This window comes from Bacteroidetes bacterium GWF2_43_63, from assembly GCA_001769275.1.
Classification (GTDB): domain Bacteria; phylum Bacteroidota; class Bacteroidia; order Bacteroidales; family DTU049; genus GWF2-43-63.
Genome location: MEOQ01000030.1, coordinates 45,807 through 72,520, shown reverse-complemented (window position 1 = coordinate 72,520; position 26,714 = coordinate 45,807). Strand labels below are relative to the sequence as shown.

Here is a 26,714-nt window from a genome sequence, read left to right as displayed (position 1 = left end):
AGCAAGAAATTGTATTCGCGGAAAAAGAAGCATAGAGAAGGGGAGGAGTAGCGCAGAAATTCGATTGGGTTTGTTTCGAAAGTAAAAAATCTTCATTTTGTCGGGATGTTTCACCTGATTGCTGAACAAAAAATCACGGGTTTCCTCACTAATTTTGTCAAAATACTCTGTCAAGAATCAGGTTGCAAAATGATTACATTTGCAGCAAATTGTATTTGCGTATATAAGTTATCAGCTATATATTTGTAGCAATTAAAATTGTCACCCTATAGACCAACCTATACTATAGTTTATTCCAATACACAAGCGATTCTGATTTCCCCTTGCGCCTGTCCGCTGAAAAGCGGGCAGGAGGCCGGGGATCCTTTTTTTATGGGCATTCTAAGTGTTATAAATGCGGATAAATCAAAAGAAGCAAGTCCGCTGCGGCTGATGAGTTCACGGGCGCTGTCTGAACTTTGAATCATGAACAATTCGTGCATTCTGACGGATCAGGAAGAGCATGGATATTTGAAGAGAGAAGTAAGGGTGAAGTGACAATCCTTCAAAATTCTCACCTCCTTGTTCAGGGTTCCTATGTCGTTCTTTTGTTGATTTTAGATTTCAGAATTGAAATCGGGAGCTAATCATCAATCATTTCAAGCAATCGTATTCGGGCCATGATGGCATATTTGGAGCGACCGGTTTGTTCGGCGATTTTTGAAATATCCAAACCATGCTGAAACATCTCAAGAAGCTCGTCATCCAGTTCACGGGTCCACGTTTTATTTGCCGAGGGTTTATTGTTTCTGGAACGGGCCATCGCAAGTATCTCATCCTGGGTTTCAGGCAATGATTTTCTATATTTCATCCTGCGCCAGTCTTCAGCTGAAATGGATTCGGTTTTCTTTTTCTTCGCAAGCACATGAATGTATTTTGAAGGCGGAAATCCTTCCGGCATCAGCGATTCCGGCATGTGTAGTTCGCATTTGGCGCGTGTTATCGCAACATACAGCAAATTGATTTCCGACAACATCAGTTCCATTCTGTAAGCTTCTTTCTTTGGAATCGTACAGGTTTCGAATGTCTCTTCCGAATAAAAATCATCCACCAGTTCAACGCTGTCGTATTCCATTCCTTTGCATCGGTGTACCGTTGAAAATATGATTTGAGCCTGATTCCGGTGATGATCGGCAACGTGTTTCTCTCTGATTTCGCGCAGTATGACGGGAATCTGGTCGCCATATTTTTTGACAATATCAACCATCATCGAGAGCTGTTTGTCCTCTGTTTTGTCAATATATTCCTCAAGCTCCTCTATGCCGGACATGCGGGCAATGACCGGATCGCGCACCAGATGCTTTTTCCCAAGATGCAAATTCAGTACATCGTAGAGCGATGTGCCTTCATCGGCGTACGTGTAGCTATTGAAATTTCCTTCAAAATAAATCCTGCTGATTTTTTCAGGACCTCTCAAAACTTCAATGGCTTTCAGCAGCAGTCCCATATTGGTTCTTGCCAGAACAGCCCTTGAACGGACAGCATTTGCTTTCCCAGACCCCCGCATTGCAACAGGGTTGTAGGTAACAAGATGCGACTTCCATTGTAGCACCGAAGTGGCAAGATGCGCTATATCATTGCCAAAACGAAAGCTATCCGATAAATAATAATTTTTGAAATCGACCCGTTCGAGCGAATTGACCGCGAAGCGCCATCCATAGATTTGCTGGTGAGTGTCGCCTACAATCACTTTCACAGCATCCTGCCGGAGAAACACATCGAGCATAGCCTGGGACGCATCCTGGCCTTCATCGAACAAAATATAGTCGTATTTCAGCTTTGGCTGCATGAGCTGAAATTTCTTCAGATAAAAATCGTGCGTAACTTCAATTTTGCCCTCATCCATCAAACTCAGAAACAGTGCGGTTTTCGATTCAATAATTTTGTAATGATGTTTTACAAATTCCCTGGCTTTGTTATCTGTAATGACATCAAGATATTCAAGTTCGGCTACAGACTTTTTGTCGCTGTTGCAATAATAGGCAGTCAGTCTGGAAACATGATTTGCAATGACAAATTCACTCAGATTATCACCAACACTGCGTATCCGAAGCAAATTGGCCAAATCCGAAATGGAATATCCCGCAGGTTTGACTTTGTATCCGAACCTTGGCACCACATGACTGAAAGCGAGGGAGTGAGCCGTTTCGATGCGTACATTCTGTAGCCCGCATTGCTCGAACCGGCGTTGAGCCTCAATCCGCACCGATTTATTGAAAGCCAGATATAAAATTGTCTTATTTTTTGGAATCCTGCGGGCATACTCGATAATGGTGGTTGTTTTTCCGGATCCGGCAACTGCATTGATACGGATGTTCCCATCCGCCTGAACAATTTCAATTTGTTGCTTTGTCAACTCCATTTTTCATTTTTTAATCGTGACAAAGATACAGATTGCATTTGTACAAAACCGCACAAATATTGAAATAAATATGCTTTTGATTAATAATCAGTCACATGTAATGATTAGATATATATCATGAAGCTTATAGTATATTCTTTAATTAAAAAGGGAAAACATCTGTCCACAGAAATTTTGATTTTGCCACAAAGGCACGAAGACACTTCTTCTCCGCGAATGGCGCGAATTTTCGCTAATATCATTTCTACCTCAGCGGGTCTCATTCACGCGAACCCGCCAGCATCAGTCACTGTCGCTACATGATGGGCGGAAACGTGAGAATCCGCATTCATCTTCGATGACAACAGATTAATTTTAGTTTGCGAGCTCAATAAAGAGATCAAGCGTGGATTTTGAAATTGCCACAAAGGCACGAAGACACGAAGAAAATTTTGTGACTTTGCGTTCAGAAATCCATGTCACGGATTACAAATCCGCGCCATGGAGGGTAGTGATTTTGCCACAAAGGCGTGAAGGCACTTAGGAATTTTTGGGCCTTCATGTAAAACGTGACAAGGTCGGCTACTCAATTTCGCAACGATGACAACGACCCTATTTATTGTCACCCATGTAGCGATTGTAACGTCACGCCTTCAGCGCGATAAATTCCACGATTGTAACGTGAAAAAAACAGGGTTATAAAAATTTCTTTACTTTTGCCACAAATACCTCGGTTTTGGCACGTAAGAAAAAAAGATACCGCTCCATCAAACTTGGCATTTCGACTCAGAAAGCCGAGAAATTTGCACAATTCTGTGCATCGAAAGGCATGACGCCCAACCTTTATTTGCGAAAGGTGATTGACGTGAATCTGGCGGGCTTTAAAGGCTATGTAAAACAGGAAAAGCACAATCCGAAACAGCTGGAGCTTTTTGATTTTATTGAGCCATAAAACTTTAAAATTCAACAAAATAAGTCGAATATTATTCTCTGTCGCTGAGCTGGGATTTCATGCTATTCTCCAGACTTTTTCTTTTGTTGATTTTCGCTGCCTCCTTCGATACACCGCAAGCAGATATCTCGCAAAGAGCTACGAGAGCGGCACTCAGGATGACAGCGAGGGGTGCCATTAAATTTTAGGTTGCGAGGCGCGCATCGCTGGTTGTCTCAGGATGACTGCATATTAAAGTGTCATTTTTTCAATTAAGCTGCAAAACGAACATCAATCTATGCACTCTTACTCTCGTCAAAATCCTTGCGGATCAGCAGGTTTTGAAGTGGCTTGAAGTGATTGCGGGTTTGCGGCCAGCGGTCGGGGAACTCATTCAGCAGAACCATGATCTTTTGCTTTTGCTTATTCATCATGTCGCTGATGGCTGGTGCCGAAACAGAGGGCTGCATGGCTTTTCCAACCAAAACGCCGGTAGGATTTTCATGTCCCGAAATAACCATTTTCACTGCTTCCTCAATCCGGTCGAGCCATTGATATATTTTCATATGACGGTGCTGAATGACCGATATCGGTTGGTCAACGTCTTCTTCTATTTCTGCTGCGCCTGAAATCAGGTGCCATGACTCAATAATGACCGGAACGCTCTGACTCAGGTTGACGGCCAGAACGCTGGCCTGATTTAGCATACTGCGCAAGCTGGCCGGATTACCACGGAATGACTGTATCTTTTCGCGGGCGTCTGGGCTCAGGGTCAAACTGATTTTTTGATCGCGGCTGAGATTATGCAGATATTCAACGGCCATCTCAACTATCATGTTTTCAAGCAGTTTCACCTGATTCTGATTGCCACGGTCTTCCATTTTGCGGTTGCCGGTGAGCGCCTGCATGCTTTTCTGAATGCTGTCGAGCACCTGGCTGTCGCGCGCTGCATTTTTCAGACAAAGCTGAATGGCATTTCCGGCTGTCTGTCCAATGATTTCACGATTTTCGTGACTGAAGCTCGACTCAGAATCGAGAAATCCGAAATGCTTTTTATTCTTGCTGAAATAGATCAGGATAAAGCCCATCCAGCTGGGATTATTTACCCGCAGCACCAAAACATTGCGTTCAAGTTCGCGAAACATATCGACATTGTTGCTGTGGCGGACCTGAGCCCATGAGAATGGCAGGTCGCTCTCGTTCTGCCAGACAAAGGGGTTGTTGCGGACACTAAAGAGTTTTGCCAGATCGGGTATATCAGTCCGGATGCCGCCATCGCTTAATTCCTGCTGATCGCTGTCGTAGAACCTAACTTGTGTTGAGGATAATCCACTGTTTTCCAGCGCAATAAATCGCGTTGCTGTCGGATAAAGACCTGACAGCTGATCCAAAATTAAGGACAAGGGACCGTCTGAAAAACTAAACTTCATAAGTAGATTAACCACAAAATTAAGCACTTTATTTTATAAAAGCAAATAAATTTAAGCACTTATTAAGCTGATTAATTAATTTATTAAGCACTTAAAATGCTTAATATATTTGTTTTCAGTCATTTACGCATAATATCTTTACCAAAAATATTCAGCCATGAAAGTATATAGTGCATATAGAAAAACCGCAAATCAGGAGCGAAATACGCTAAAAACTGAAATTGTTATCAACTGGCAGCGAGTTGAAGACATTAAGGAAGTGAACAAAAAACGCCGGAGCAGGGAAGAGCCGCCTCGCGACCGATGGGCCGATCTGGTAGCCCGCCGCATTCAGGTTTTGGGCGAGAAGCTTTCGGGCTTCTTTTATCCGGAGGTGGTGGAGTGAGGATCATTATTTCTTTATGGCTTTGAATAACGCACTAAAAGAAAACCTTATTCTCCGCAAATATAAGGGGAATAAGCTGTTTTTTCTCCGCAAAAAACCACCCCTCGAAGACTTTAAATTCTTTGAGGGGTGGTTTTTTGATATCAGAACTGATAATTAAAAAAATTAAAATTTATAAATAGCGCAGAGTAATCCTCGGATGTTGGCTACATCATTTGTATTGGTAACTTTTCCGTTGGATTGTGTAGTTCCGTAAGCAGCAACGGTGTATTCGATTTCGGCGCCAAAAGTCAATTTATCAACGGTGCATGAAACGCGTGGCGAAACACGGTAAAGCATATCAATGTTGCTTCCTCGCCCATAAATAACCCCGCCAGATATAATGTCATCGGCTCCGAGGTTTTTGCTGAATCCACCTAAAACGCCAAATTTCCACTTGGTTCCATTGGTCATAATATCGATGAATGCCGCAGCCGTAGTCAGATTGGTGTAGGTTTTCAGTTCTCGAACAGTGTCCGTGATTTCCGAAACAGCATATCCCCCCAGCATGAGCATATCAGTAGCATTTTGCGCGTAGGTTCCCATAAGACTGATGGTAACAGGAGTTGTTTTCAATTTAGTCCAGATACAGCTGGCATAACTGCCGATGGTCGCATCGGTCACATAATTAGCAGTTGTTTTCAGTTCCGGGCGTAGTGTTTTATAATCGACTCCAAGGCCAAACTGGAACTTATCGTTCAGAACGGTAACCATTCGCAGATTCAAGGCAGGCATGCCGCTGTTGCGCATATATTTAGTGCTGGTTCCGTCGGGGCCCGAGCTGGCAATATCACGTTCCATATAAGCAATGGCATATAGACTGACTTTGCCTGGTTTGTACATATACCGGATCTGATTGTTTCGGCTGAATGGAACAAAAGGGGCACCTGTATTTACACTCAGTGTCTGAGCAAAGGCTTCGGTGGGGAACATGGGGTGCCAGGTCTGACCAATGAGCAATTCCGATTTGGTCCAGTTTAGTTTCACGTAGCCATGACGTAAGCGTAAACCGCTCAAATCGGCATCGCTGGTACCGTAAAATTCGGTTTCAATCACGCCTGAAGTTTTGGCTCCGAAAGCATCGGGGCCAGTAATATTGCCAGTGACCCGGGTTTGAATGCTAAGAATATTGAAAGACGGAGCGGCATTGATGTCATTCGAATCGGCATCAAATAACACATTGTCCGGAAAAAGAAAAAAATGTCCTTCGCGCAAACCATTTGCAGCAGAGCACTGTCGGGTATCATAGCTAAAATCAGTTTTGACATAACCCGACAGAGTGATCCCGAATGGCTTCTCTTGTGCAAATCCGAAAAATGAGACAATGGCCAGAAAAATGAAAATGCAAGTACTTTTCATGAGTTTTGATTTTTTATTCAAAAATTAATTATTTCATCATCAAGCATCGGCTTGTATTTTCTTTTTACGTGAAGCCAGAGACACCACAATAAGAGTAAGGAATCCGAGTGGAATTGAGAAAATACCAGGGTTTGCAAGAGGAATGGGAGCATTTTCCTTGGGGAGGCCATATATTTCATACATGGTTGGTGACAGAAGGATAATTCCCAAAGCCGTTACCATACCAACTACGATAGCCCAAGAAATACCTTTTGCCGTTGTTTTTTTCCAGAAAAGCAACATAAGAATAGCCGGAAGGTTTGCCGAGGCCGCAATGGCAAAAGCAAGTCCAACAAGGAAATTAACATTTTGTTTCTGAAAAACTATACCGAGTACAATAGCAATAATACCAACAATAACAGCAACAATTCGACCGGCTTGGACTTTTTGTTTTTCGGTCATTTGCCGATTCATATATTTGTCCATAAGGTCATGAGCCACAGCACCCGAAGCTGCAACAATAAGACCGCTGACAGTTCCAAGTATTGTTGCAAAAGCAATGGCTGAAATTATAGCAAAGATGGTAATTCCAAAGGTTTTTGCCAGCAAAGGAGCTGACATATTGCTGTTGTCAACATCCAGACCGCCATTAACCATAGCACCTGAACCCATATACAGGGTAAGCATATAAAAAAGACCAATTGCGGCAATAGCAACAACAGTTGATTTACGTGCAGCTCTTTGGCTGGGCACGGTGTAGTAACGAATCAGAATATGAGGCAACGCCGATGTTCCAAGGAACAACGCCAGCATGAGCGACAGAAAATCAAGGCGGGTCCAAAACGATGCACCTTCGTCGAGTTTATAAAAAAGGCCTGGTTTCACTATGTCTTTTCCAGATGTAACAACCTGATAAAAAACTGTAACCTTATCATTGCCGTCATTAAAAGCTTTTTTCGGGAAACGAACAATTTCGCTTTCTTCAATGGTTTTAATAAAGGCAAGAGGACTCAAAGGTCCGGTTTCCTGGACTTCTTTTCCTTTGTAAACCAATTTTTTGATATGACCAACCTGAAAGAACCTTCTATCTTCTTTAGGAGCACCATTATAGAGCTTTTTACCATCTGGTGAAACAATAATAGATAAAGCTTCTTCCAGAACAGGTTTTTCGCCTTTAGTGTTGACTTTCCACCAATTTACAAAACCGTTTTTTTCGAGCTTCACAAAGCTCATATCTTTCTCGTCGTGTTGAGCCAATATCTTATATGAGTTATCGGACAGAGCTGTTACTTTTCCGTCCTGCATTTCAACAGGCAGAGTAACAAAATTGTGGTAATCAGCGCTGGGTTTGGTTTTAAGGCCAACATTTAATACATAGAATACTACAATAATGGAGAAAATAATCAGCAAACCACCTTTGATAAATTGTACGTATGTGGTCGAAGTCATACCTGCAGTTGCAACAATCAGGATTACAATTGACCCTACTAAAACAACGCCAACCCAATGCGGAAATCCCAGCAAAGGTGTTACAAGAACACCAGCACCCACCATTTGCGGAATCAGGTAGAATAATGACACAACAAGCGTTGAGATAGCTGCAGTGAGTTTAATGGCCGGGGAATTGAATTTTGCATCGAGTGCATCGGCGAAAGTGTATTTACCAAGTCTTTTAAGTGGCTCGGCTACCAGAAATAAAGCTACAACCCAGCCTGCAAGATATCCAACCGAATACAGAAAACCGTCATAACCAAAAAACGCAATCATTCCACAAATACCAAGGAATGATGCTGCTGACAAATAATCGCCGGCAAAAGCGATTCCGTTTACAAACCAGTGAATATTTCCTCCAGCTGCGTAATAACCGCTGGCTGATTTTGCCTTACGTCCGAAATAAAAAGACAAACTAAGTACTGAAGCAACAAAAATGAGGAAAATAATTATAGCTGTAGTAGATACTTCATAAATCATATTTGTTTCTCCTTATTCATTTTGTTTTCATATCTGGTGCATATTATATTGTAAATAATACCCATTAGAACAGCAAGTATAATCAAGCCCATGCCGTACAACACGGCAATGTTCTGGCCCCCAAAAAGTTCCATTCCCATTGCTTTTGGGAATACCATTCCAATAAATACAAAACCTGCATAAATAAACAGGTAAATCAGGAACAAAATAATTCCCAGCTTGGTCTTTTTAGCTGTGGAGTTATCTTTATCCATTTCTGCAGCTGGTCCATGGTGCATTTAAACCTCCTTTGTTTTTAGTTATTTTAAAAATCAAAAATAGTTTTTATTGATATTTATTCACGTCTATAAAAATTGCATGTTAACATTGATATTAAACAACCTTTTGTAACAACTTTTTTTTACATTTGTACTCATGAATAAATAGTTACCATGAAATTGAGTAAAAATATCAAATGCGAAAGTTGCCTTTACAAGTGCGAAATATTTTCTTCGCTTTGCCGACGCGCCCCAAAAGCAGTTGATATTGACACAATACATGTAACATATAAACGTCATGAACAAATTTGCCGTCAGGGTAACGATGTAACTCATGCAATATTTCTTTTGAGTGGATCTGCAAAATTGTACATTGAAGGTATCAACAACCATAACATCATCTTATACATAATGCGCCCGGGCGATTATATAGGGCTTCTGTCATTTTTCGAGTCACCACATTATTTTTATTCAATTATGGCACTTGAAGAAAGCAGCATTTGCATGATTGACCTGGAGTTGGTGAAGGAATTATACCGCGAAGATCATGAATTGCTGGTTTCTCTCAACGCCGCATTTGGTCGTTCTGTTGCCAATATAATGAACAAGCTGATTTCGCTCAATCAGAAACAAATCAGAGGTCGTATAGCCGAGAGTTTATTGTATTTATCAAAAATCCATGGGAGCCATCAGTTTCAGCTCGGTTTAACTCGGCGCGAACTGGGTGAATTATCGGGAATATCCGAAGAAAATGCAGTCAGATTGTTGTCGGAACTGAAAAAAGAAAGGATTATCGATGTTGAGAATCGCGAGATTACCATACTCGATCCCCGTATTTTGCAAAAAATTTGCGAAGTTGGGTAGCATTAACCCATATTTCCAGTAAAGTCGTATCCTATCTTTGATTGATAACCCGAAAAGAAACTGAAAACACGTTTTAATTGTGTTCGGTCGTAATCGCTGAGTTTTCGTGGATTTATCATGTTTCCCGGTGATTCGCCCGCTTCAATATTCGAAATCTGATGTTTGAAACGCAACAACATCAGATAATTGTAGTTAATAGCAAATTCAACACTAAATGCGGGATTGAAAACACCAGAATAACGGAGGCCTTCCAATCGTTCCAATGTATTTGACTCGATTCTGCCATGATAAATTGAATACAAACGCATCATCATAACCATCTGCGATATTGCATTTTTAATATCAAGTCCGTCCTGATTTCCTGTGGTTTCCGAAACGATATTACCCAATAAGTTGAGAGGTGGTTTAAACTGCATAATGCTTTGAGCCAGATTGAAATAGAAGGCTCCTTTGTTTTTCGACTCGGCAATAATGTAGTTTCTCAATTCCTCAGCCATTTCAGTATTTCCAAAAGCTGGGACAAAATCGAAGAAAACTGATATTTCCAGTAAATTTCTTGGCTCTGAATTACTAAGCCATTCGCGAAAGTATTTTTTCCAATCATTTAGCGAAACACACCACCTTGGATTACTGGCCATCATCTGACCCCGGCAATGATCATATCCTATTCGGCTCAGCCAGTCACTAACCAGCGTTCCCAGTTCAAGAAAATATCTTTTGACAAATTCATGGTTGTCGCTGTCGGTGTTTGCAAATATGATGGCATTGTCCTGATCGGTGGCAAATGTTTGTTCGCCGCGTCCAACACTGCCTAGAATCAGATAGGTGTACGCCACAGGAGGCGCTCCCAGCTCTGCAATAGCCATGGTATTGAGTCTGGCAATAACACGCTTTGAAAACGACGACAACATTTCCGTAGCTCTTTCGGGGGTTAACCCGTTTTTCAGCAAAGTGGCGACCAACGAACGATACTTTATGTACAAATCGGCCATATTATTGATACTCATAGCACTATCAATGTTTTGCAGCAACATTTGCGGAAACAATGCTTGTGAAAGAGGTAGGAATTTCAGGTTGACATATGTTTTAAGCGAGGCATCAGATTCTGAAAGGAAGAATACTTGTTTTCCTGTTTTTTCAGAAATTCCAAGCGCATCGGACAAAGAGGTTGTTGAAGCCAGAACGGGCAAGGGGGCTTCCATTATTCGCAAAGTCGGTGTGGTTGCAGGGTCATATCCTTCGGTCAACAACTTTAAAACACTTTTCAATGTTATTAATCCTGCAAAATCACCTTCGGCCGTTTTAACTGCAAGAATGTCGGTGTCTTCGCTAATCATTTTATGTGATGCAAGTGCAACCGAATCGGATAGGCGACACCAAAGAGGTGCCCGGGCAAAGTTCTTTAGTGGTTGTTGCAAATAAATATCGGGTGCAAGTCTCTCGCTCAAAAGTGCTTCAATCTCTTTAATCCTGTTAAACAGATGAGATGCTGGTGCAATTACTCCTGTACATAAGGTCTCATCAGTTCCTTCATTCTGGTGCAGTGCTGCTGAAATGGTTGCAGGAAAAACTGAATGATCGGGTCTGAGCACAGAAATAAAATAATCAGTGATATGGCGCTCCGACAACAACGTTTTCAAAAAATGCTGCTTTTCAATTGGATCAGCAAATAAATCTGCAATATTGCTGCTCATCAGATCGTCGGGCGAATTAACTCCGATTAGTTTTACAAGACTTGGGCTAAACGATATAAACCTCGATTTACGCGAAAAAGTTGAAACAAAACTCGCCATTCCGAGATCGGAAAATATCTGAAGACTACTTTCGCCCTGATATATAGGCACTCCAGGAATATGCCGAACATTAATTATGACTGCTTCGCGTCCCATTAATGCGGCTACTGATCCGTTGAGAATTACCGGGATGCGCTCACCATTAGCAACCAACAGTGTTGTTTCTGCTTTTCGGGGAGTAGTAAAAATGGATGCACAACGTGAAAAATTTTCGCGGTCGCAGCCAAAAAGACGATCAAGCCTCAGGAATTCAAACACATGTCCAAAATTCAGCTCATCTTCTGACAAACCAGTCATTGACAAAAATGTTTTATTTGCATATACATAAGAATCCAAAAGCATAACCGTTCCTTCTGTCGATGCCTCTACCAAGGCCTTATAGCGGTCGCGCGATTCCTTGAGCTCCTTTTCGGCTTGAATGCGCGACGAATCGGCTTTCAGGCTCAATCGCATCACAAAAGTGAGTAGTATTATAATGAGGCCCGTAATTATCGAAGAAATAATGATTAGTCGTTTTTCGAGCTGAGCGATTTCTGTTTTCACATCCTCTATATAAATGCCGGTTCCGATTATCCAGCCCCAAGGTTTGAAGCCGCGCACATATGACAGTTTGGGAACAATTCGGGTGGAATCATCTTTCCATTGCCACATATAATCGACATAACCTTCGCCGTTTTGATTAACGGTATTCACAAATTCAACAAAAATCGTTTTACCATGGGGGTCTTTAAATTTTGTCAGATCTTTTCCGTTCAGATCAATGCGATATGGATGCCTGATCATATTTGGATGCATATCGGTAATCCAGAAATAATCTTTATTCTCGGCCCCATAGCGAAGCAGACCAATCTCGTCTGCTGCCAGATTTTGTGCTTCTTTAAGCGAAATTCTCCCTAAAACGACCTCTTTATTGTATTTATCAAGAATGCTACATGCAGTTTGTGTAAGTTCGTATATCGTTTCGCGCTTACCGTCCATCATGTTTCGTTCAAAAGACGGAATGACCACCCAGAAAAAGGAAATAATGAATAATACCACGGTTAGGATGGCCGGAAGAAAAATCTTTATGGCAAAACTGTATCGGTTCTTCTTTTTCATAGGTAAATTTCTATTTATAAAGAACATGTAAAAACCTCACGGGCTGTTGTATCGAAAACGGCATAGCCCGAACGCCTGCTTCCGTTGGCAATGGCCGGTACTGAAAAAAAGCATCGGTCTGGAGTATTCACTTTTTTTTCAAAACGAAGTACATCTACCGGCAATTTCAATAGCCTCATTTTAGATTTTACTGGCGACGAAATCAATAAACCTTCGGGGTGAGTGTGACCACAAAAAGCAGTTTTGCAGCTATGTTTATCCATAAAAGATCTGTGAGCTTCCACCGCTTTATACGTCGATGGCTTTAAAGTCCCAGACCCCGAAATATCGGGAAACATAAAATGAGAAAACAATGTATCACCAGTATCACTGTTTAAAATATGCAATTCTGGAAGATTCATCAGATATTCATGCGATGTATCGTTCAAGCTGGCCGATCGTTCATTTTCGTAAAGCCATATTTTTCTTCCAGCAAGCTTTCTTTTCGCTTCCGTGGACATCGAATACCAGTTTTCGTGAAAATGAAAGTTACCGCAATGCTCCGGAATCCGTTTAACCGCAAACATGTCGTGGTTCCCAACCACCACAAAACGACAATTTTCTTTTACCAGCCTAATACATTCATTCGCATCGGGTGTATATGAATAAAAATCGGGTGTAAATCCAACGATATCACCAAGACAGGCTACCTCATCACATTGATTCGACAGGGCATGCAATGCTTTTTTAAGATTAACCGGGTCTTCATGAATGTCCGATATTATTCCGATTTTCATCCTTGTTTCGGGTAAAGAGTGGATAAAAATACAATATATTGTGCAATTAGATACGCTAAAAATAGTGAGGCTGTCTAAAAACAACTCATTGTAACAGCATTCGGTTACCTCTTTTTTTGAGTTGCCAATGAAATTGTGAAACACACTTTTGCACGAGTTAACACTAATTCTAATACCGATAAAGCACCCAACGATTCCGTGTCCGCACCTCTGCTCAAAGAAATGTCTGGCAGACGACAGAATGTTGGGAGCGCAGCAAAAGCTTTGCGTTACATCAATTAATTTCCGCACCTCGAAAAAAGAAAATGCCGTATTTTTTATAGTTTCTTAAAAGTACGCCATAACCTTTGAACGTTGAAAATGATTTTCTTCATACATTTACACCAAAGAAATATTTCATGAGATCAGGCAGAATTCCCGGAATTTTCAGAATTGCAGCAATCATATTTCTATTATGCCTATCAGCCGAAGTGTTTGCCCGGGCCGGTGGCGGTGGTGGGGGAAACGGCGGTGGCGGCGATGGTGGCATTTTTGAAATCATCATCTATTTGTTCATGATGTTGCCTTTTCCTTACAACATTATTGCTGTTGGGATCGTCATTCTGCTGGCCATTGTTTTCAAGAAAAAAGCCAATCAGGCCTCGGTGCTTAACAAAGTCCCTTCAGCCAACTCCATTCGCGATAATCTTTCATTTCTTAAATACAAGCAGCAAAATCCTGATTTCATTGAAGAGTTGTTTCGCAAAAAAGTGAATATCGCATTTTACGGAATTCAGGATGCCTGGATGGCGCAGGATATGCGCAAAGTGCGTAAGTTCATCAGCGATGGCGTTTATCAGCGTTTCAATGTGCAGTTCATTATGATGAAAAAGCTGCAGCAGTATAACAAGCTTTCGGGTATCAATCTGCATTCGGTTACCATTGCTGACTTCCGCAAGGATGGACAATATGATGTAATAGATGTGGCGCTGCATGCCAGCTTGACGGATAAATTTGTTTCCGAAAAAATTCCACGTTTATCATCTGGCGGATATGAGTCTTTTGTAGAGTACTGGACATTTATAAAAAAATCGGGCTACACACCCGGCGATATTTATGAAAATCCAAACTGTCCGCAATGCGGAGCGGCACTACCGGAAATTGAAGGCGAGACTGGCATTTGTCCCTATTGCAAAGCGGTAGTCAATAGTGGCGATTTCGACTGGGTGCTGAGTGAAATTACGCAAGCCGACGATTACACGCTGAGCCATTCAATGGGGCACAAGCAAAACAATCTGCAGCAGAAAATACAGCAAATGCATGCCGGCGATTCTACTTTCTGCGTTCAGAAACTCGAAGACAAGGCCAGCAATGCATTTCTGCAGCATGAAATCGCATTGGCTTTTCTCAATCCTGCGCTGGCACGTCGCTTTATGCAGGATGAAGCATACGCAAGATTGAATGAAAATATTAAATCATGGGCTCCAATTCTTTATAACCGTTTGTATTTGAACGACGTGAGTCTGATTTCGTATTGGAGCGAGAATGGGCGCGAATATCTTGGCTTCTTTATCAGGAAAAGCTATCAGCGCCTTGAAATGAAGCGCAACAATCCTGAAGAGCTTGAAGCCATCATGGATCCGGTTGTCAGAACATCGTCAGCCACCATTGTCTTGTGCCGGAAATCTGGCGCACAGGCCCCGCGCGGATTGCTGTATGCTCACCAGTGTCCGAATTGTGGTGGAACGCTCGGCGATTCAACCGATATTAAATGTCCGTATTGCGGCTCCGAGGTGAATAGTCCTGAATTTGACTGGGTGGTCGATGGCGTTTATTCAATTGGTGAATACAAGCAACGCATTGCTGGAAATGTGCCCGACGAGCTGCTTTCGTTTGGGGTTGACAAAGCTGATGATCTGATGGATGTACGCGATTATGCTTTTAATAATGCGCTGATAGTGATGGCTGCAGATGGTCATTTCGCGACTGAAGAAGAGTTGTTTGCCAAAGCACTGGCGAAAAAATTCGGTTACAATCCAACGAAGATCCAGCCTGCGATTGAGATGGCAAAAAACAAAAAACTGGTTTTGCGCATGCCCGATGATCCGAAGAAGCATGCTAAGATTATACGGCTTATGGACAAGGCCGCCATGGCCGATCAACAGATGACTCAGGCCGAGATGGAGCTAATGAGTTATGTGCATAACAATTTTGCATAGCAATGCTATGCAAAATTGTTCCTTTCGCTATTCGAAGTATAAACTTCGAATAGCGTTGTTATAAAGAGCTAGCTGCAAATGTATCGCCGCCATTCATGTTGCCGGAGCGGAACCCTTTGAGGAACCAGCGGCTGCGCTGTTCCGATGTGCCATGGGTGAACGTATCGGGGTTTACATGTCCCTGTGATTTTTTCTGCAGACGGTCGTCTCCGATGGCACTGGCTGCGTTGAGGGCTTCTTCGAGATCGCCTTCCTCAAGCAGATTCATGCGTTCGGCATAATGCGCCCAGACACCGGCAAAATAGTCGGCCTGCAGTTCAAGTTTCACCGTCATTTTATTGAATTCCGTTTCGCTCAGTCGGTCGCGATAGGATTCGTATTTCTCATTTATTCCAAGCAGAAGCTGAATATGATGACCGACTTCGTGTGCAATAACGTAGGCCATAGCAAAGTCGCCCGGAGCGCCAAAACGAGTGCCCAGCTCCTCGAAGAAACTCAGATCGATATATACTTTTTCATCGGCTGGACAATAGAAAGGGCCTGAATTGGCACTTGCCGAACCACAACCCGATTGAACAGCGTCGGTAAACAGAACAAGCTTTGGCAGGCGGTAGGTTTTACCATTTTCGGAAAACAGCTTTGTCCAGGTTTCTTCAGTTTCTTTCAAAACCACGGATGAAAAATCGGCCAGTTCCTGCTCTTTAGCCGAAGGTTTATATTCTTCGCTTGATTGCGTTGGGTTTTGCGTGGCATTCTGTATAATACCGGAAGGGTCGCCTCCCAGCAGATAAATGATTATAACAACGACGATGGTACCGATTCCGCCGCCCAAAAGTCCTTTGGATTTTCCACGACGGTCTTCAACGTTCGAACTTCCTTGTCTGCCTTGCCACTTCATGTTTTTTCACTTTTTGATTTTCAAATATAATCAATTTAGGAATAACGATAATTCTATTCCCGGAGCTTCGCCACTGACTTCTGACAGCTGAAGCTGTCAGCTATAATGAAACACCTCGACCTTAACCTTGACCTCAACCTTAACCTAACTCTATACTGACCACTGGCCACTGACTACTTAATAATGATTTCATCAACAAATATCCACGACTTTTGCCCATGGGCGTAGTGCCAGTCGGGACAAACACCAGAACTGACAGCTCTCACTTTGACAAATCGCGCCTTCATTGGGCTGAAGGTAGCTGACAGATTTTTTATTTCCATAATTTTCATGTCAGTTGGTCGCTCATTCGGATTATCGAAACGACTGATAAATTCAAAGTCTTTTCCGTCATTTGAAATATACAATTCAACAATTTCCGGAAGAAAAATCCAGTCATTGGGTGAATAAAGAAACCCTGCTTCAATGCTGCTCAATAACAATTCAGAAGGCAGCCCGATGACTGCTTCCATACCATATCCTTCAAATCCCTGCCAGCCCCCATCTGAGAAATTGAGTGATCCTCTTGCGCCGTCGCAGATTGCGTTATTGCCCGAGGCCGGATATTTAGCTGAAAACGGTTTATTCAGTTTCACTTCTGCACCTATTGCAAGATGATTTACATTAAGGTTGCCAAAGGTTTTCAGTCGTGAAAACTGAATCATTTTCGCTGCAGCAATATCATTGAAAATGCTGATTGAGCGCACCGTTGAATCATTGTCGGTGACATCGAATGGCTTGATCGACATTGCAAATCCGCCGGCTTTCGACATTGGAATAAGCAAAGTATCAGAGCCTGTGACGCGGTATTGTCCAATCTCAATTTCTTCAGGATTGAATTCCCAGTCAGTTTCGATGGCATCGGCAAAAAGAGTGGCTTTATAGGTTAGATTTCTTTGCAGAAAATCGAGTGGAATGCTAAGCAGTGCTTCATTTTCATCGGTCTGAGCTCCGACAAACCAGTTGTTCCCACTGCGCCGGGCCACACAAAGCCAATCTCCGGGCCGTGCCGCAATAACTTTTGTTTCATCCCAGTTGCAGGGAACTTCCTCTATGAATCTGAAAGCTGGCTTTCCGTCATAGTTTTCAGGCATGTCGGCCACCATCATCAATGGACTAAAGAAAGTGACATACAATGCAAGTTGGTTAGCCAGCGTGCCATACAGACGTTTGTTTTTTTCAGGTGAATGATTGATTCTGAAAATGCCTGGAGTAAAATCATAAGGGCCAGCGAGAAACCTGGTGAATGGGAGAATAGTGGTGTGATAGGGCGGGGTAGCACGGTAAGTGGCGTTCCATTCATTTCCCCGTGCGCATTCCTGACTCATCAGATTTGGCCATGTTCGATCAAGTCCGGTTGGTTTAATACTTTCATGGGCATTGAGGGTAATCTGATATTTTGCAGCCAATTCAACTATTTTCTGAAAATGGCGCACCATATATTGTCCATGATGGGGCATTCCTTGCAGAACAATCGGACCAGCATAACCTGTTTTAAGTGAATGAATGCCCAAATCCCTGCAAAGTTTCAAAGCTGGTTCCAGCTGACTCTCATACATGGGAATATTTCCGCCAGTCTCATGATGGGAGATAAATTCAACATTTCTTTTTTTTGCATAGCTGACCACTTCGTTCAAATCGAAATCTGGATAAGCTTTGCAGAAATCCTGCACTGGTGATGAATCAGAGGCCCATGTCTCCCAGCCCTGATTCCAGCCTTCAGCCAAAAATCCGCCAATACCATGCGTTGCAGCAAAATCGATATAATATTTTGCACGTTGAGTGGTAGCCCCATGAGCGGGCCCCGCAGACCATGTGTATTTTCCTGTATGCATTCCCCACCAGATTCCTATGAATTTCATGGGCTTTATCCACGAAACATCTTTAATAGCGCAGGGCTCATTAAGATTTTGAATCAGGTGCGACTCCATCATTTCACCTGCGGTTCGCGTAATCATTATTGTGCGCCAGGGTGTATTGAAAGGTCCTTCAGCTCTTACACAAACACCATCAGGCCATGGCCAGAGACTGGAAATAAAAAGCAAGTGGTTTTTGGGATCACGAATCAGAATCATTTCGGAATAATCTTTCAACGATGCTTCATGAATGCTGAGATTATAATCATGACCTACAATTGTAATGGGGGTATTGGCGTCATGGATCTCGCATAACGGAGTGTTGCGATAGAGCGATTCGTAGGCAAATTCATCGGAAGGAATCCACCAGGCGCTGTCGTTTTTCGCAAAGCAAAACTGTGTTTTTTCTGCAGTTATCAGCAGGCTGTCTCCCGATTTTTTGGGAAACAGATAGCGAAAAGCAACGCCATCATTGAACACCCGGAACTCAACATTAATTTTTCTTTGGGGTGACGTTGTTTCTTTCAGAAAAAACACAGAAGAATTATAATTATTGCGCACCAAAGAGGCAGTACCCCATACTGGCTTCCAGATTTCATCAAATGCGGACTTTTTTACATCATAAAGCGTCAGATTTGAATCAAGTGAGGTCTGATTGCTGAATTCAAATGAGAAAGATGAAGAATCAACTATCTGAATCCCATTGAATTTAACAGAATAAAATGATTTACCTTCACTCACCCAGAAAGAAAGCTGTATTTTTTTATCAGGTGAAAGAATCTGCTCTTTAATAATTGGCTGAGCATTTATCAAACCCGAATACAGATACACAAACAGAAAAGCGAGTCGCACTTTTTTTTACGAAGATAAAAAATATATCTGCGATAAGCTGTGATAATGATTATTCGGGGCAAATTGCAATTACTCTTGCAAAAATCGCCTTGAAATCATATCTTTGTTCCTAAGTTAATGACTTTCAAACAGTAATTTTATGCAAATTCCTGAAAACAGTCAAGATCCCATAAACGGCAACTCATTCAGAATAACCGATTTAGTTGATATAAGGTTATTGAAAGAACTATGTGATAAATTTACGCAGATTACCGGACTAACAATAGGTCTGTTTGAGTATCCCGATCTGAATATGCTGATTTCTTCCGGATGGAAAGATATCTGCACTAAATTCCATCGTCCCTGTCCGGCTTCAGGTATTAATTGTAATGCAAGCAACAGGAAACTTTTCGAGAAACTTTCAACTCCAGGACAACTGGTTATTGAAAAATGTGATAACGGATTAAACGATTGTGCCACACCTATTTTCATCAACAACAAGTTCGTTGCAGTACTGATTACCGGGCAATTACTTCTGGAGAAACCAGATATTGAATTTTTCAGAAAACAGGCTCAGAAGTATGATTATAATGAAGAAGAATACCTGCGGGCTTTAAGTGATGTGAAGGTGATTCAGGAAAAGGATCTGATGCTGGCCACATCATTTCTTGGTCAAATTGCCGCTTTTATTTCCGAATCAGGGTTCAATAATCTGAAAATTAAACAAGAGACACGCAAGCTTGAGCATGAAATTGAAGAGCGAACAAAAACTGAAAAAGAGTTAAGAGATAGCGAAGAAAAATACAGAACTATTTTGGCTCTGGCCCCCGAAGCTTTCTTTCATGGCGATCCTGTTGGAAATTTCATTGAGGTGAATGAAGCATCGGTTGCTATTACCGGGTATTCGCGTCAAGAGTTGCTTGCAATGAACATGAAAGATCTGTTCTCAAAGACAGTACTTGACTCTGTACCCTTAAGCTATGACATTCTAAATGCCGGACAAACCCTCACCCGGCAACGGCCGATGATCCGAAAAAACGGAGAAGAGATCATTATTGAAATGAGCTCGCGTCTGATGCCCGATGGTACTTATCAGTGTTTTGCAACAGATATAACTGAACAGCTTAAGGCCAAAGATGCACTCAATAAGAGTGAGAGCAGGTTGCGCAAGTTTTTTGAATGTTCTCAGGAAGGGCTTATTTTCCATAATAAAGGAATTATCATTGATGTGAATCAAGCATACCTGAACATGATGGGCTTACATGATGAAAGCGAAATGGTTGGAAAAGATCTGCTCGATTTTATTGCTCCGGCGTTTGTTGACACAGTGAAAGAACATATTTTGAACGAGCTGCCTGATAAATACGAGGCTGCACATATCAGAAAAGACGGCCGAATTTTTCCGATTGAGGTTTCGCCGCAGCATGCCGAATTCAGTGATGGATTGCGGCTGCGTATTGCGTCAGTGACCGATATAACAGAACGAAAGAAAGCGGAGCAGCTGCGCGATGTAAATACACGCCGGACCCTGGCATTGCTTAAACTCAGTGAAATGATCAATGCCCCCTTGAACGAAATCACAAATTTCGTTCTGGAAGAAGTCATTAATCTGACGGGCAGTAAATTAGGATACCTCGCTTTTCTAAATGAAAACGAAGGCATTCTGACAATGCATTCATGGTCGAAAAGTGCGATGGATGAATGCCGGATAAATAATGCACCCCGGGAATACCCGCTTGAAAAAACCGGGCTCTGGGGTGAATCCGTCAGGCAGCGTAAACCAGTTATCACCAATGACTATGCGGCTGAAAGCCCATTGAAAAAAGGATATCCTGAAGGACATGTCGTTTTGAAACGTCATTTATCAGTTCCTATTTTCGACAATGAGCACATTGTTGCTGTAATAGGAGTTGGCAACAAAGAAGATGAGTATTACGACGAATGCATTAAACAACTCACCATTCTCGGATCTGCCTTGTGGAGTCATATCGACAGGCAAAGAGTAATGAAAGAATTGCTTGTGAGCCGTGAACAATTCAGGCTAATAACCGAGAATTCGAACGACATGATCATTGCTTTCGATTTGGAGGTAGGTGCCATCACTTATGTTTCGCCCGGAAGCGGAGCATATGTGAAGTGGGAACCTGAAGAGGTTTACGGTCATTCGGTTTTCGAATTTATTCATGAAGAAGAGGTTCCTTTGTTGCTAAAAATGCGGTCTGATATTTATAATGGGCTGAATCCCGAGCTTTTCAAACATCGGATATTGATGAAAGATGGCTCGTATAGCTGGTTTGAGACCAGTTGTCAGGTTGTACGGGACGAAGGCCCCGATAAAATAAAAATTGTTGCTGTCTGCCGCGATATCAGTAAAATTATTAAAACTGAACAGCTTCAAATGGAAAAGGATCTGGCCGAAGCAGCCAGCAGAGCGAAGTCCGAATTTCTGGCCAATGTAAGTCACGAAATCCGCAATCCGTTGAACTCAATTGTCGGAATGGCCAAAACGCTATCCCGCACTCAGCTCAGCAACGATGTGCAGGACATTGTCGATGCAATTCTGACTTCATCGGACAATCTGCTCAATATTATAAACGATGTGCTGGATCTTTCTAAAATAGAGGCAAACAGAATCGAACTTGAAAATAAGGATTTTAATGTCGATGGAATATTCAATGAGGTTAGGTCGATGTTTAAGTCTGTGGCTATAAACAAGAGTCTTCATTTTGAAATCCGCAAAGATGTTTCTGTGCCGGCCCGTTTGCGCGGCGATGAGATTCGTTTGCGTCAGATGGTCATCAATCTTGTCGGAAATGCCGTTAAGTTTACAGACAAAGGATCGGTAAACGTTCGTGTTTCGGCTACGCCTGCTCCTGATGGTCAGACACTGCTTACAACAGAAGTTGAAGATACGGGAATTGGAATAAAAAAGGAAGATATTGGAAAACTCTTCCAGTCGTTTACACAACTTGATAGCTCTTCCACCAAGAAGTTTTCAGGAACAGGGTTGGGGCTGGCTATTGTAAAAAGTTTTGCCGAAATGATGGGCGGTGAAATCAGTGTTGAGAGTGAGTTTGGCAGTGGCAGTCGCTTTGTTTTGAAAATCCCGTTTAATGTTGCATTGAGCGAACCGGAAAAAACAGAAATTGTTTCTGAGGATACAACGCCGGCCGAATGCAGGGTTCTGCTTGTTGAAGATGATGCTTTGAATCAGTTGTATCTGAAAGGATTTCTCACCAGCAAGGGAATGATTGTCGATTCGGCTTTTAATGGATTGCAGGCGCTCGAAAAATATGAAATTAATACATATGATGTTATTTTGATGGATGGGCAGATGCCGCAAATGGATGGTTTTGAAGCTACCCGCAGAATCAGGGAAAAGGAAAAATACAGTGGACTGCATATTCCAATTATTGCCATTACCGGCTATGCCATTACCGGCGACGAAGAGCGTTTTCTCAAAGTGGGTATGGATAGCTACATCACAAAACCCTTTGATGAAAACCGGCTGATTGCGGTGATTAGAAAGCTGACGGCGAAATAAGGGAGTTTATCTGTACTGAGGCGTGAGACTGCATCATCAGCCTAACACTGTCGCACTCCGGTTACATCTTTAAACTTCACGATTCTGATTTTCCATAATTCTGCTTCTGTCAGTCTGAGCGAAGTCGAAGACTAGACAGGAGCTTAGACTCTGGCAGCGACTGCACAGCGGCTGCGTGTGCCCAATGCAGCTTGCGAACAGGTTTGTTAGCTGCTATTCACACTTCGACTCCGCACAGTGTGACAGCAAGTTTTAGTACCGCGATGCATAGAGGTCGTACGGGGCGCTCGACGTGCCGGGCTCCGCCGTGGTCCAATGGCTTTCCGTTTTCAGAAACTGATGGTAGGAGTTCGAGAAAGCCTCTCCTTAAGCGGATTTCTGAATGTTCATTATGTATCAGAGATTTGCTATGGATGTTGCAGGGACGATGAACTGTAGTTTTTGTGGTTGAATTTCTTTTAGACAGATTCTGTCGAAATCTATTTATTGATTTTGTCAATGTTATATTTGATTTGTAGCGCCATGACATATTCCACAGCTGGCTCAGTGACAACTGGATTGATGACCTTGTCGAAACCTGAATAATTGATTTTGTCGTAGTAATAGGTGGTATTTCGGGGCAAATCTTTTCGTTTTTGATTCGAGTTGTAATCATAAAAAAGGGTCGTCACATTCACGGTGTAGCTTTTATAAAGCTGCGCCGGATAATAGCATAAAAATGACTCCGCAAAAATCTCTGAAATGGGTTTCAGTTTTAGCCCGGTGGCATGAAGGTAGAGTGCTTTTTTGCTGTTGATAACCTCCAGTGCTGCTTGAAAAAGCTGCGTATATACCGTGTTGATATCTGTGACAATGTAATCGACTTTGGCGAGATCATAAATGCCTTGTTCCGAAGCAGCCAAAATCATTTTGTCAAGGTCATCGATGTTTTTGAATTTGACAATCACGTTTTTCTTTTGCTCATAGCCACTAATGTACTGCTCAGCATAATTTCCATTGATTTTATAATCAGCCAGCAGTGTCTGAGTCGTCATGTCAACATAAATATCTTTCATCGATACGCCTAATTTAGTAAGCGCTGCCACGAATTTTTCGATGCGGGCATCCATTTTCGAGTTGGCTTCGGGAAGGCTGGTTGAAATTTCTGACACACCAAAAGTGGCTACATAACAGTCGGCAATTACATTCATCATCACATTGGCCTGAATCATAAACGTGCTATCGGACAAAAATACGCGGCTGGCTATTTGGGGAGTATAAGCCGGATAATAATTATTATTGTTATTCTGTCCAATGAGGTAGTTTCCGGCTTCCTGTGCTGAAACAGTTGTGAGCACCAGCGCTGAAAGTAAAAATGCAAATCCGTATTTCATGGTTTTTTCTGTGTTTTTGAAAAATATTTGTCAGCTATTGTTTGATGAGCCGAAGTTCATTGTTTTGTACGACGCTTCCATAGTGAGTCCCACTTTCATCATGAGCCCCGCCGCTGTCATTCTGAGTGTTTTTTTCGAAGTGAAACGAAGAAAAAAATGTATCTCCGCCAGCTTCGCAGCGGACAAGGAAGGAGACAGTGGGAGCTCCCGCAGCCTTACCAGTCCTCACAAAGCTCTTTATATTCCGCATCGTTTTCACATGGCTAAGCTACAAAATATTTCCTCCCAAAAACAACAACATATTCTGTCCTCTTTTATCTTCTTCTCCTTTTATCTTCTTACTTTTATCTTTTGTCTTGAATAAAGCCGGTTAAAGTTTTGAAACCAGCAATAGAAAATGCTTCATAAGCTTTTCCTACCTTTGCAAAATGAATCAATCAATAATCGAACTTCTCAGTCCCGCGCGCGATGCGGAACACGGCATGGCTGCCATTAACTTTGGCGCTGACGCTGTTTATATAGGTGCCCCGAAATTCGGTGCCCGTGCGGCGGCTGGAAATTCAATCGGCGACATTGAGAAACTCTGTGTTTATGCGCACCGGTTTCACGCAAAGGTATATGTGGCACTGAATACAATATTGTATGACGATGAATTGGCAGAGGCAGAGAAATTGATTCATGACATTTACAATGCCGGTGCCGATGCACTGATTGTGCAGGATATGGGAATTCTAGAAATGGATTTGCCTCCGATTGCGTTGCATGCCAGCACTCAGACTCACAACTACGATGTCAGGCGGATTCAGTTTTTGCAAGACGTTGGTTTCACACGCGTGATTCTTGCACGCGAATTGTCGCTGAAGCAAATTGGAGAAATAAAATCGAAGACTCAGATTGAACTCGAAGCATTTGTGCATGGTGCGCTGTGTGTTAGTTTCAGCGGGCAGTGCTATATGAGTGCTTTTCACGGACATCGGAGCGGAAACCGCGGCGAGTGCGCTCAGCCATGTCGTCTGAAATACGATATTCTTGATTCAGCAAAAAATATTCTCGAGGCAAACACGCATGCACTCTCATTGCGCGACATGAACCGCAGCGCACATATCGAAGAAATGATCCGCGCCGGTGTTTCAACTTTCAAAATCGAAGGCAGGCTCAAGGATATAAATTATGTAAAAAACATAACCGCCTATTATCGCAGAACACTCGATGAAATTCTGAATAAAAATGAGCGACTGTCAGGGGCGTCATTGGGGCGCTGCACATTCGATTTCGAGCCCGATCCGGAGAAGTCATTCAACCGTGGTTTTACGGAATATTTTCTGCACGGCCGCACCGAAAAAGTCTCGGCACACACATCAAAGTCGCTCGGGAAGCGGCTGGGGCAGGTGAGCGATTCGGGCTGGAATTATTTCAAAATTGAGGACGCACCGCTCATCAGCAATGGTGACGGGCTTTGCTGGTTTGATGAAAACGGTGAGCTTAAGGGCTTTGCTGTTCAGTATGCCGACAATGGTAAAATATTTTCGGACGATCCAATTAATATAGCCAAAGGAACCGAAATTTATAGAAACCTCGATCTTGTATTCAATAAACAACTGGCTGCAGCCGACTCTGCGCGCCGCATTCCGGTGAAAATGATGTTTAGTGAAACCGAAGACGGATTTGAATTGCGCATCAGCACCCAAGGTGGACGGTATTCGCTGAATAAAAATAATGTGATTGAAAAAGTTCCTGCCCGCGACGAGCAGAAAGCCGCCGACACCTTAAAAGCGCAGTTATGTAAGACTGGATCTACGTCCTACGATGTTTCAGATTTCGAAATGAAGTGGGGGAGTCCCCTGTTTTTTCCGATAGGGGAGTTGAACCGGATTCGCAGAGAGGCCTTCGAAGCATTTGATCAGATGCTGCTTGCAGCATATAAAAGAGAAGAAAACAAAATTGAACCGAACGACATTTCGTATTTTGAAAAAGAAACGGATTATCGAAGCAATATTTCAAACGCGCTTGCAGAGCAGTTTTACAAACGACATGGCGTTGAAAAAACAGAAACTGCATTTGAGCTGAACGATGACAACCAAGGCAAAACATTGATGACCATGAAATTGTGTCTGCGTTACGAAATGGGTTGCTGTCCGACCTATCAAAAAGCGCAGCCAGCGCACGATCCGCAATATATTGCGCAGGGAGATTATATTTATAAATTATCGTACAACTGCAGCAGCTGTGTGATGAATATCAGTGAAGAAGGCGATAGGCATTAGGCGCAATGCGCAGCGTATCTTCAGTTGAAAGTTCGTAAAGTTTATTAAATTTATTAAGGCGACGTAAAGACTTGCGGCATGCGGGGCAAAAAGCACAAAGAAAATGAGCCGAAGGCATAAAAGAAAGTTGCGAAGCACCATTGAATGCGCTGAAGGCGCATAATATGTTAGCCTTGGGCTGAAGGCCCCAGGGACAAGGTGTGCGAAGCACCTTTGAAATGGAAGGCAATGAGGCGTAAGGCGATAGTCGGAAGGCGATAGGAAATAGGCGGGCGGCACAACGCTCCCAACATTTTGGCGTCCGCAAGACTTCTTTCGGCGCAGTGGTGCGGACACGGAATCGTTGGGTGTTTGGATGATTTTTCTCTAAATATTGCAATTCCTGACGATTCCACGTCAGCAGGTCTGATTGTTGGCCTATTCAAGCTGACGGTAAAATGTCAGGAAGC

General features: G+C 42.6%; 18 protein-coding genes. 6 read left to right on the top strand and 12 right to left on the bottom strand.

What is annotated here, in order from left to right; all coding sequences use genetic code 11:
- Positions 1-290 precede the first annotated feature (290 nt).
- Entirely contained in the window at positions 291-482 is a 192-nt protein-coding gene (locus A2W93_16295; protein OFY54283.1) for a hypothetical protein, read from the bottom strand.
- Between the two features lie 140 nt (positions 483-622).
- Positions 623-2,401 carry a DNA helicase gene (locus A2W93_16290; GenBank protein OFY54282.1) on the bottom strand — a complete coding sequence of 593 codons (1,779 nt, stop codon included), beginning with the start codon at positions 2,399-2,401 and terminating at the stop codon, positions 623-625.
- A gap of 715 nt (positions 2,402-3,116) precedes the next feature.
- Between A2W93_16290 and A2W93_16285 the strand changes: the two genes are divergently transcribed.
- Positions 3,117-3,332 (top strand): hypothetical protein, encoded by a 216-nt coding sequence (locus tag A2W93_16285; protein ID OFY54281.1) that lies wholly within the window; start codon positions 3,117-3,119, stop codon positions 3,330-3,332.
- 275 nt (positions 3,333-3,607) lie between these two features.
- On the opposite strand, the gene A2W93_16280 is transcribed toward A2W93_16285, so the two are convergent.
- Entirely contained in the window at positions 3,608-4,702 is a 1,095-nt protein-coding gene (locus A2W93_16280; protein OFY54280.1) for a hypothetical protein, read from the bottom strand.
- Between the two features lie 196 nt (positions 4,703-4,898).
- Between A2W93_16280 and A2W93_16275 the strand changes: the two genes are divergently transcribed.
- Positions 4,899-5,126 carry a hypothetical protein gene (locus A2W93_16275; GenBank protein ID OFY54279.1) on the top strand — a complete coding sequence of 76 codons (228 nt, stop codon included), beginning with the start codon at positions 4,899-4,901 and terminating at the stop codon, positions 5,124-5,126.
- A gap of 165 nt (positions 5,127-5,291) precedes the next feature.
- On the opposite strand, the gene A2W93_16270 is transcribed toward A2W93_16275, so the two are convergent.
- From A2W93_16270 to A2W93_16260, 3 genes are read right to left on the bottom strand one after another with little or no spacing between them, the layout of a single operon-like run.
- Entirely contained in the window at positions 5,292-6,524 is a 1,233-nt protein-coding gene (locus tag A2W93_16270) for a hypothetical protein (GenBank protein ID OFY54278.1), read from the bottom strand.
- Positions 6,525-6,563: 39 nt separating this feature from the next.
- Positions 6,564-8,474, bottom strand: coding sequence for a cation acetate symporter (locus tag A2W93_16265; GenBank protein ID OFY54277.1), 1,911 nt, complete (start codon positions 8,472-8,474; stop codon positions 6,564-6,566).
- Positions 8,471-8,752 (bottom strand): hypothetical protein, encoded by a 282-nt coding sequence (locus A2W93_16260; GenBank protein ID OFY54276.1) that lies wholly within the window; start codon positions 8,750-8,752, stop codon positions 8,471-8,473. The genes A2W93_16265 and A2W93_16260 overlap by 4 nt, the downstream gene beginning before the upstream one ends.
- Before the next feature lie 153 nt (positions 8,753-8,905).
- On the opposite strand from A2W93_16260, the gene A2W93_16255 reads away from it, so the two are divergent.
- Positions 8,906-9,595 (top strand): hypothetical protein, encoded by a 690-nt coding sequence (locus A2W93_16255; GenBank protein OFY54275.1) that lies wholly within the window; start codon positions 8,906-8,908, stop codon positions 9,593-9,595.
- Positions 9,596-9,597: 2 nt separating this feature from the next.
- Here the strand turns inward: A2W93_16255 and A2W93_16250 are convergent, their stop codons facing one another.
- Together A2W93_16250 and A2W93_16245 are read right to left on the bottom strand one after the other, a co-directional pair.
- Entirely contained in the window at positions 9,598-12,486 is a 2,889-nt protein-coding gene (locus A2W93_16250; GenBank protein ID OFY54274.1) for a hypothetical protein, read from the bottom strand.
- Between the two features lie 14 nt (positions 12,487-12,500).
- Entirely contained in the window at positions 12,501-13,262 is a 762-nt protein-coding gene (locus A2W93_16245; protein ID OFY54273.1) for a hypothetical protein, read from the bottom strand.
- 347 nt (positions 13,263-13,609) lie between these two features.
- On the opposite strand from A2W93_16245, the gene A2W93_16240 reads away from it, so the two are divergent.
- Positions 13,610-15,460: a hypothetical protein gene (locus tag A2W93_16240; protein ID OFY54272.1), complete on the top strand. Its 1,851-nt coding sequence runs from the start codon at positions 13,610-13,612 to the stop codon at positions 15,458-15,460.
- A 58-nt stretch (positions 15,461-15,518) separates the two neighbouring features.
- Here A2W93_16240 and A2W93_16235 read toward each other — a convergent pair whose 3' ends face one another.
- Both A2W93_16235 and A2W93_16230 read right to left on the bottom strand, forming a co-directional pair.
- A complete protein-coding gene (locus A2W93_16235; protein ID OFY54271.1) occupies positions 15,519-16,358 on the bottom strand; it encodes a metalloprotease in 840 nt (279 codons plus the stop codon).
- 173 nt (positions 16,359-16,531) lie between these two features.
- Positions 16,532-19,105, bottom strand: coding sequence for a hypothetical protein (locus A2W93_16230; protein ID OFY54270.1), 2,574 nt, complete (start codon positions 19,103-19,105; stop codon positions 16,532-16,534).
- Positions 19,106-19,244: 139 nt separating this feature from the next.
- Between A2W93_16230 and A2W93_16225 the strand changes: the two genes are divergently transcribed.
- Positions 19,245-22,628: a hypothetical protein gene (locus A2W93_16225; GenBank protein ID OFY54269.1), complete on the top strand. Its 3,384-nt coding sequence runs from the start codon at positions 19,245-19,247 to the stop codon at positions 22,626-22,628.
- A 479-nt stretch (positions 22,629-23,107) separates the two neighbouring features.
- Here A2W93_16225 and A2W93_16220 read toward each other — a convergent pair whose 3' ends face one another.
- On the bottom strand, positions 23,108-24,001 hold the full coding sequence (locus A2W93_16220; protein ID OFY54268.1) for a hypothetical protein: 894 nt from the start codon (positions 23,999-24,001) through the stop codon (positions 23,108-23,110).
- Positions 24,002-24,035: 34 nt separating this feature from the next.
- Entirely contained in the window at positions 24,036-24,251 is a 216-nt protein-coding gene (locus tag A2W93_16215; protein ID OFY54267.1) for a hypothetical protein, read from the bottom strand.
- 178 nt (positions 24,252-24,429) lie between these two features.
- On the opposite strand from A2W93_16215, the gene A2W93_16210 reads away from it, so the two are divergent.
- Positions 24,430-26,265 (top strand): hypothetical protein, encoded by a 1,836-nt coding sequence (locus A2W93_16210; GenBank protein OFY54266.1) that lies wholly within the window; start codon positions 24,430-24,432, stop codon positions 26,263-26,265.
- The last annotated feature ends 449 nt before the right edge of the window (positions 26,266-26,714 follow it).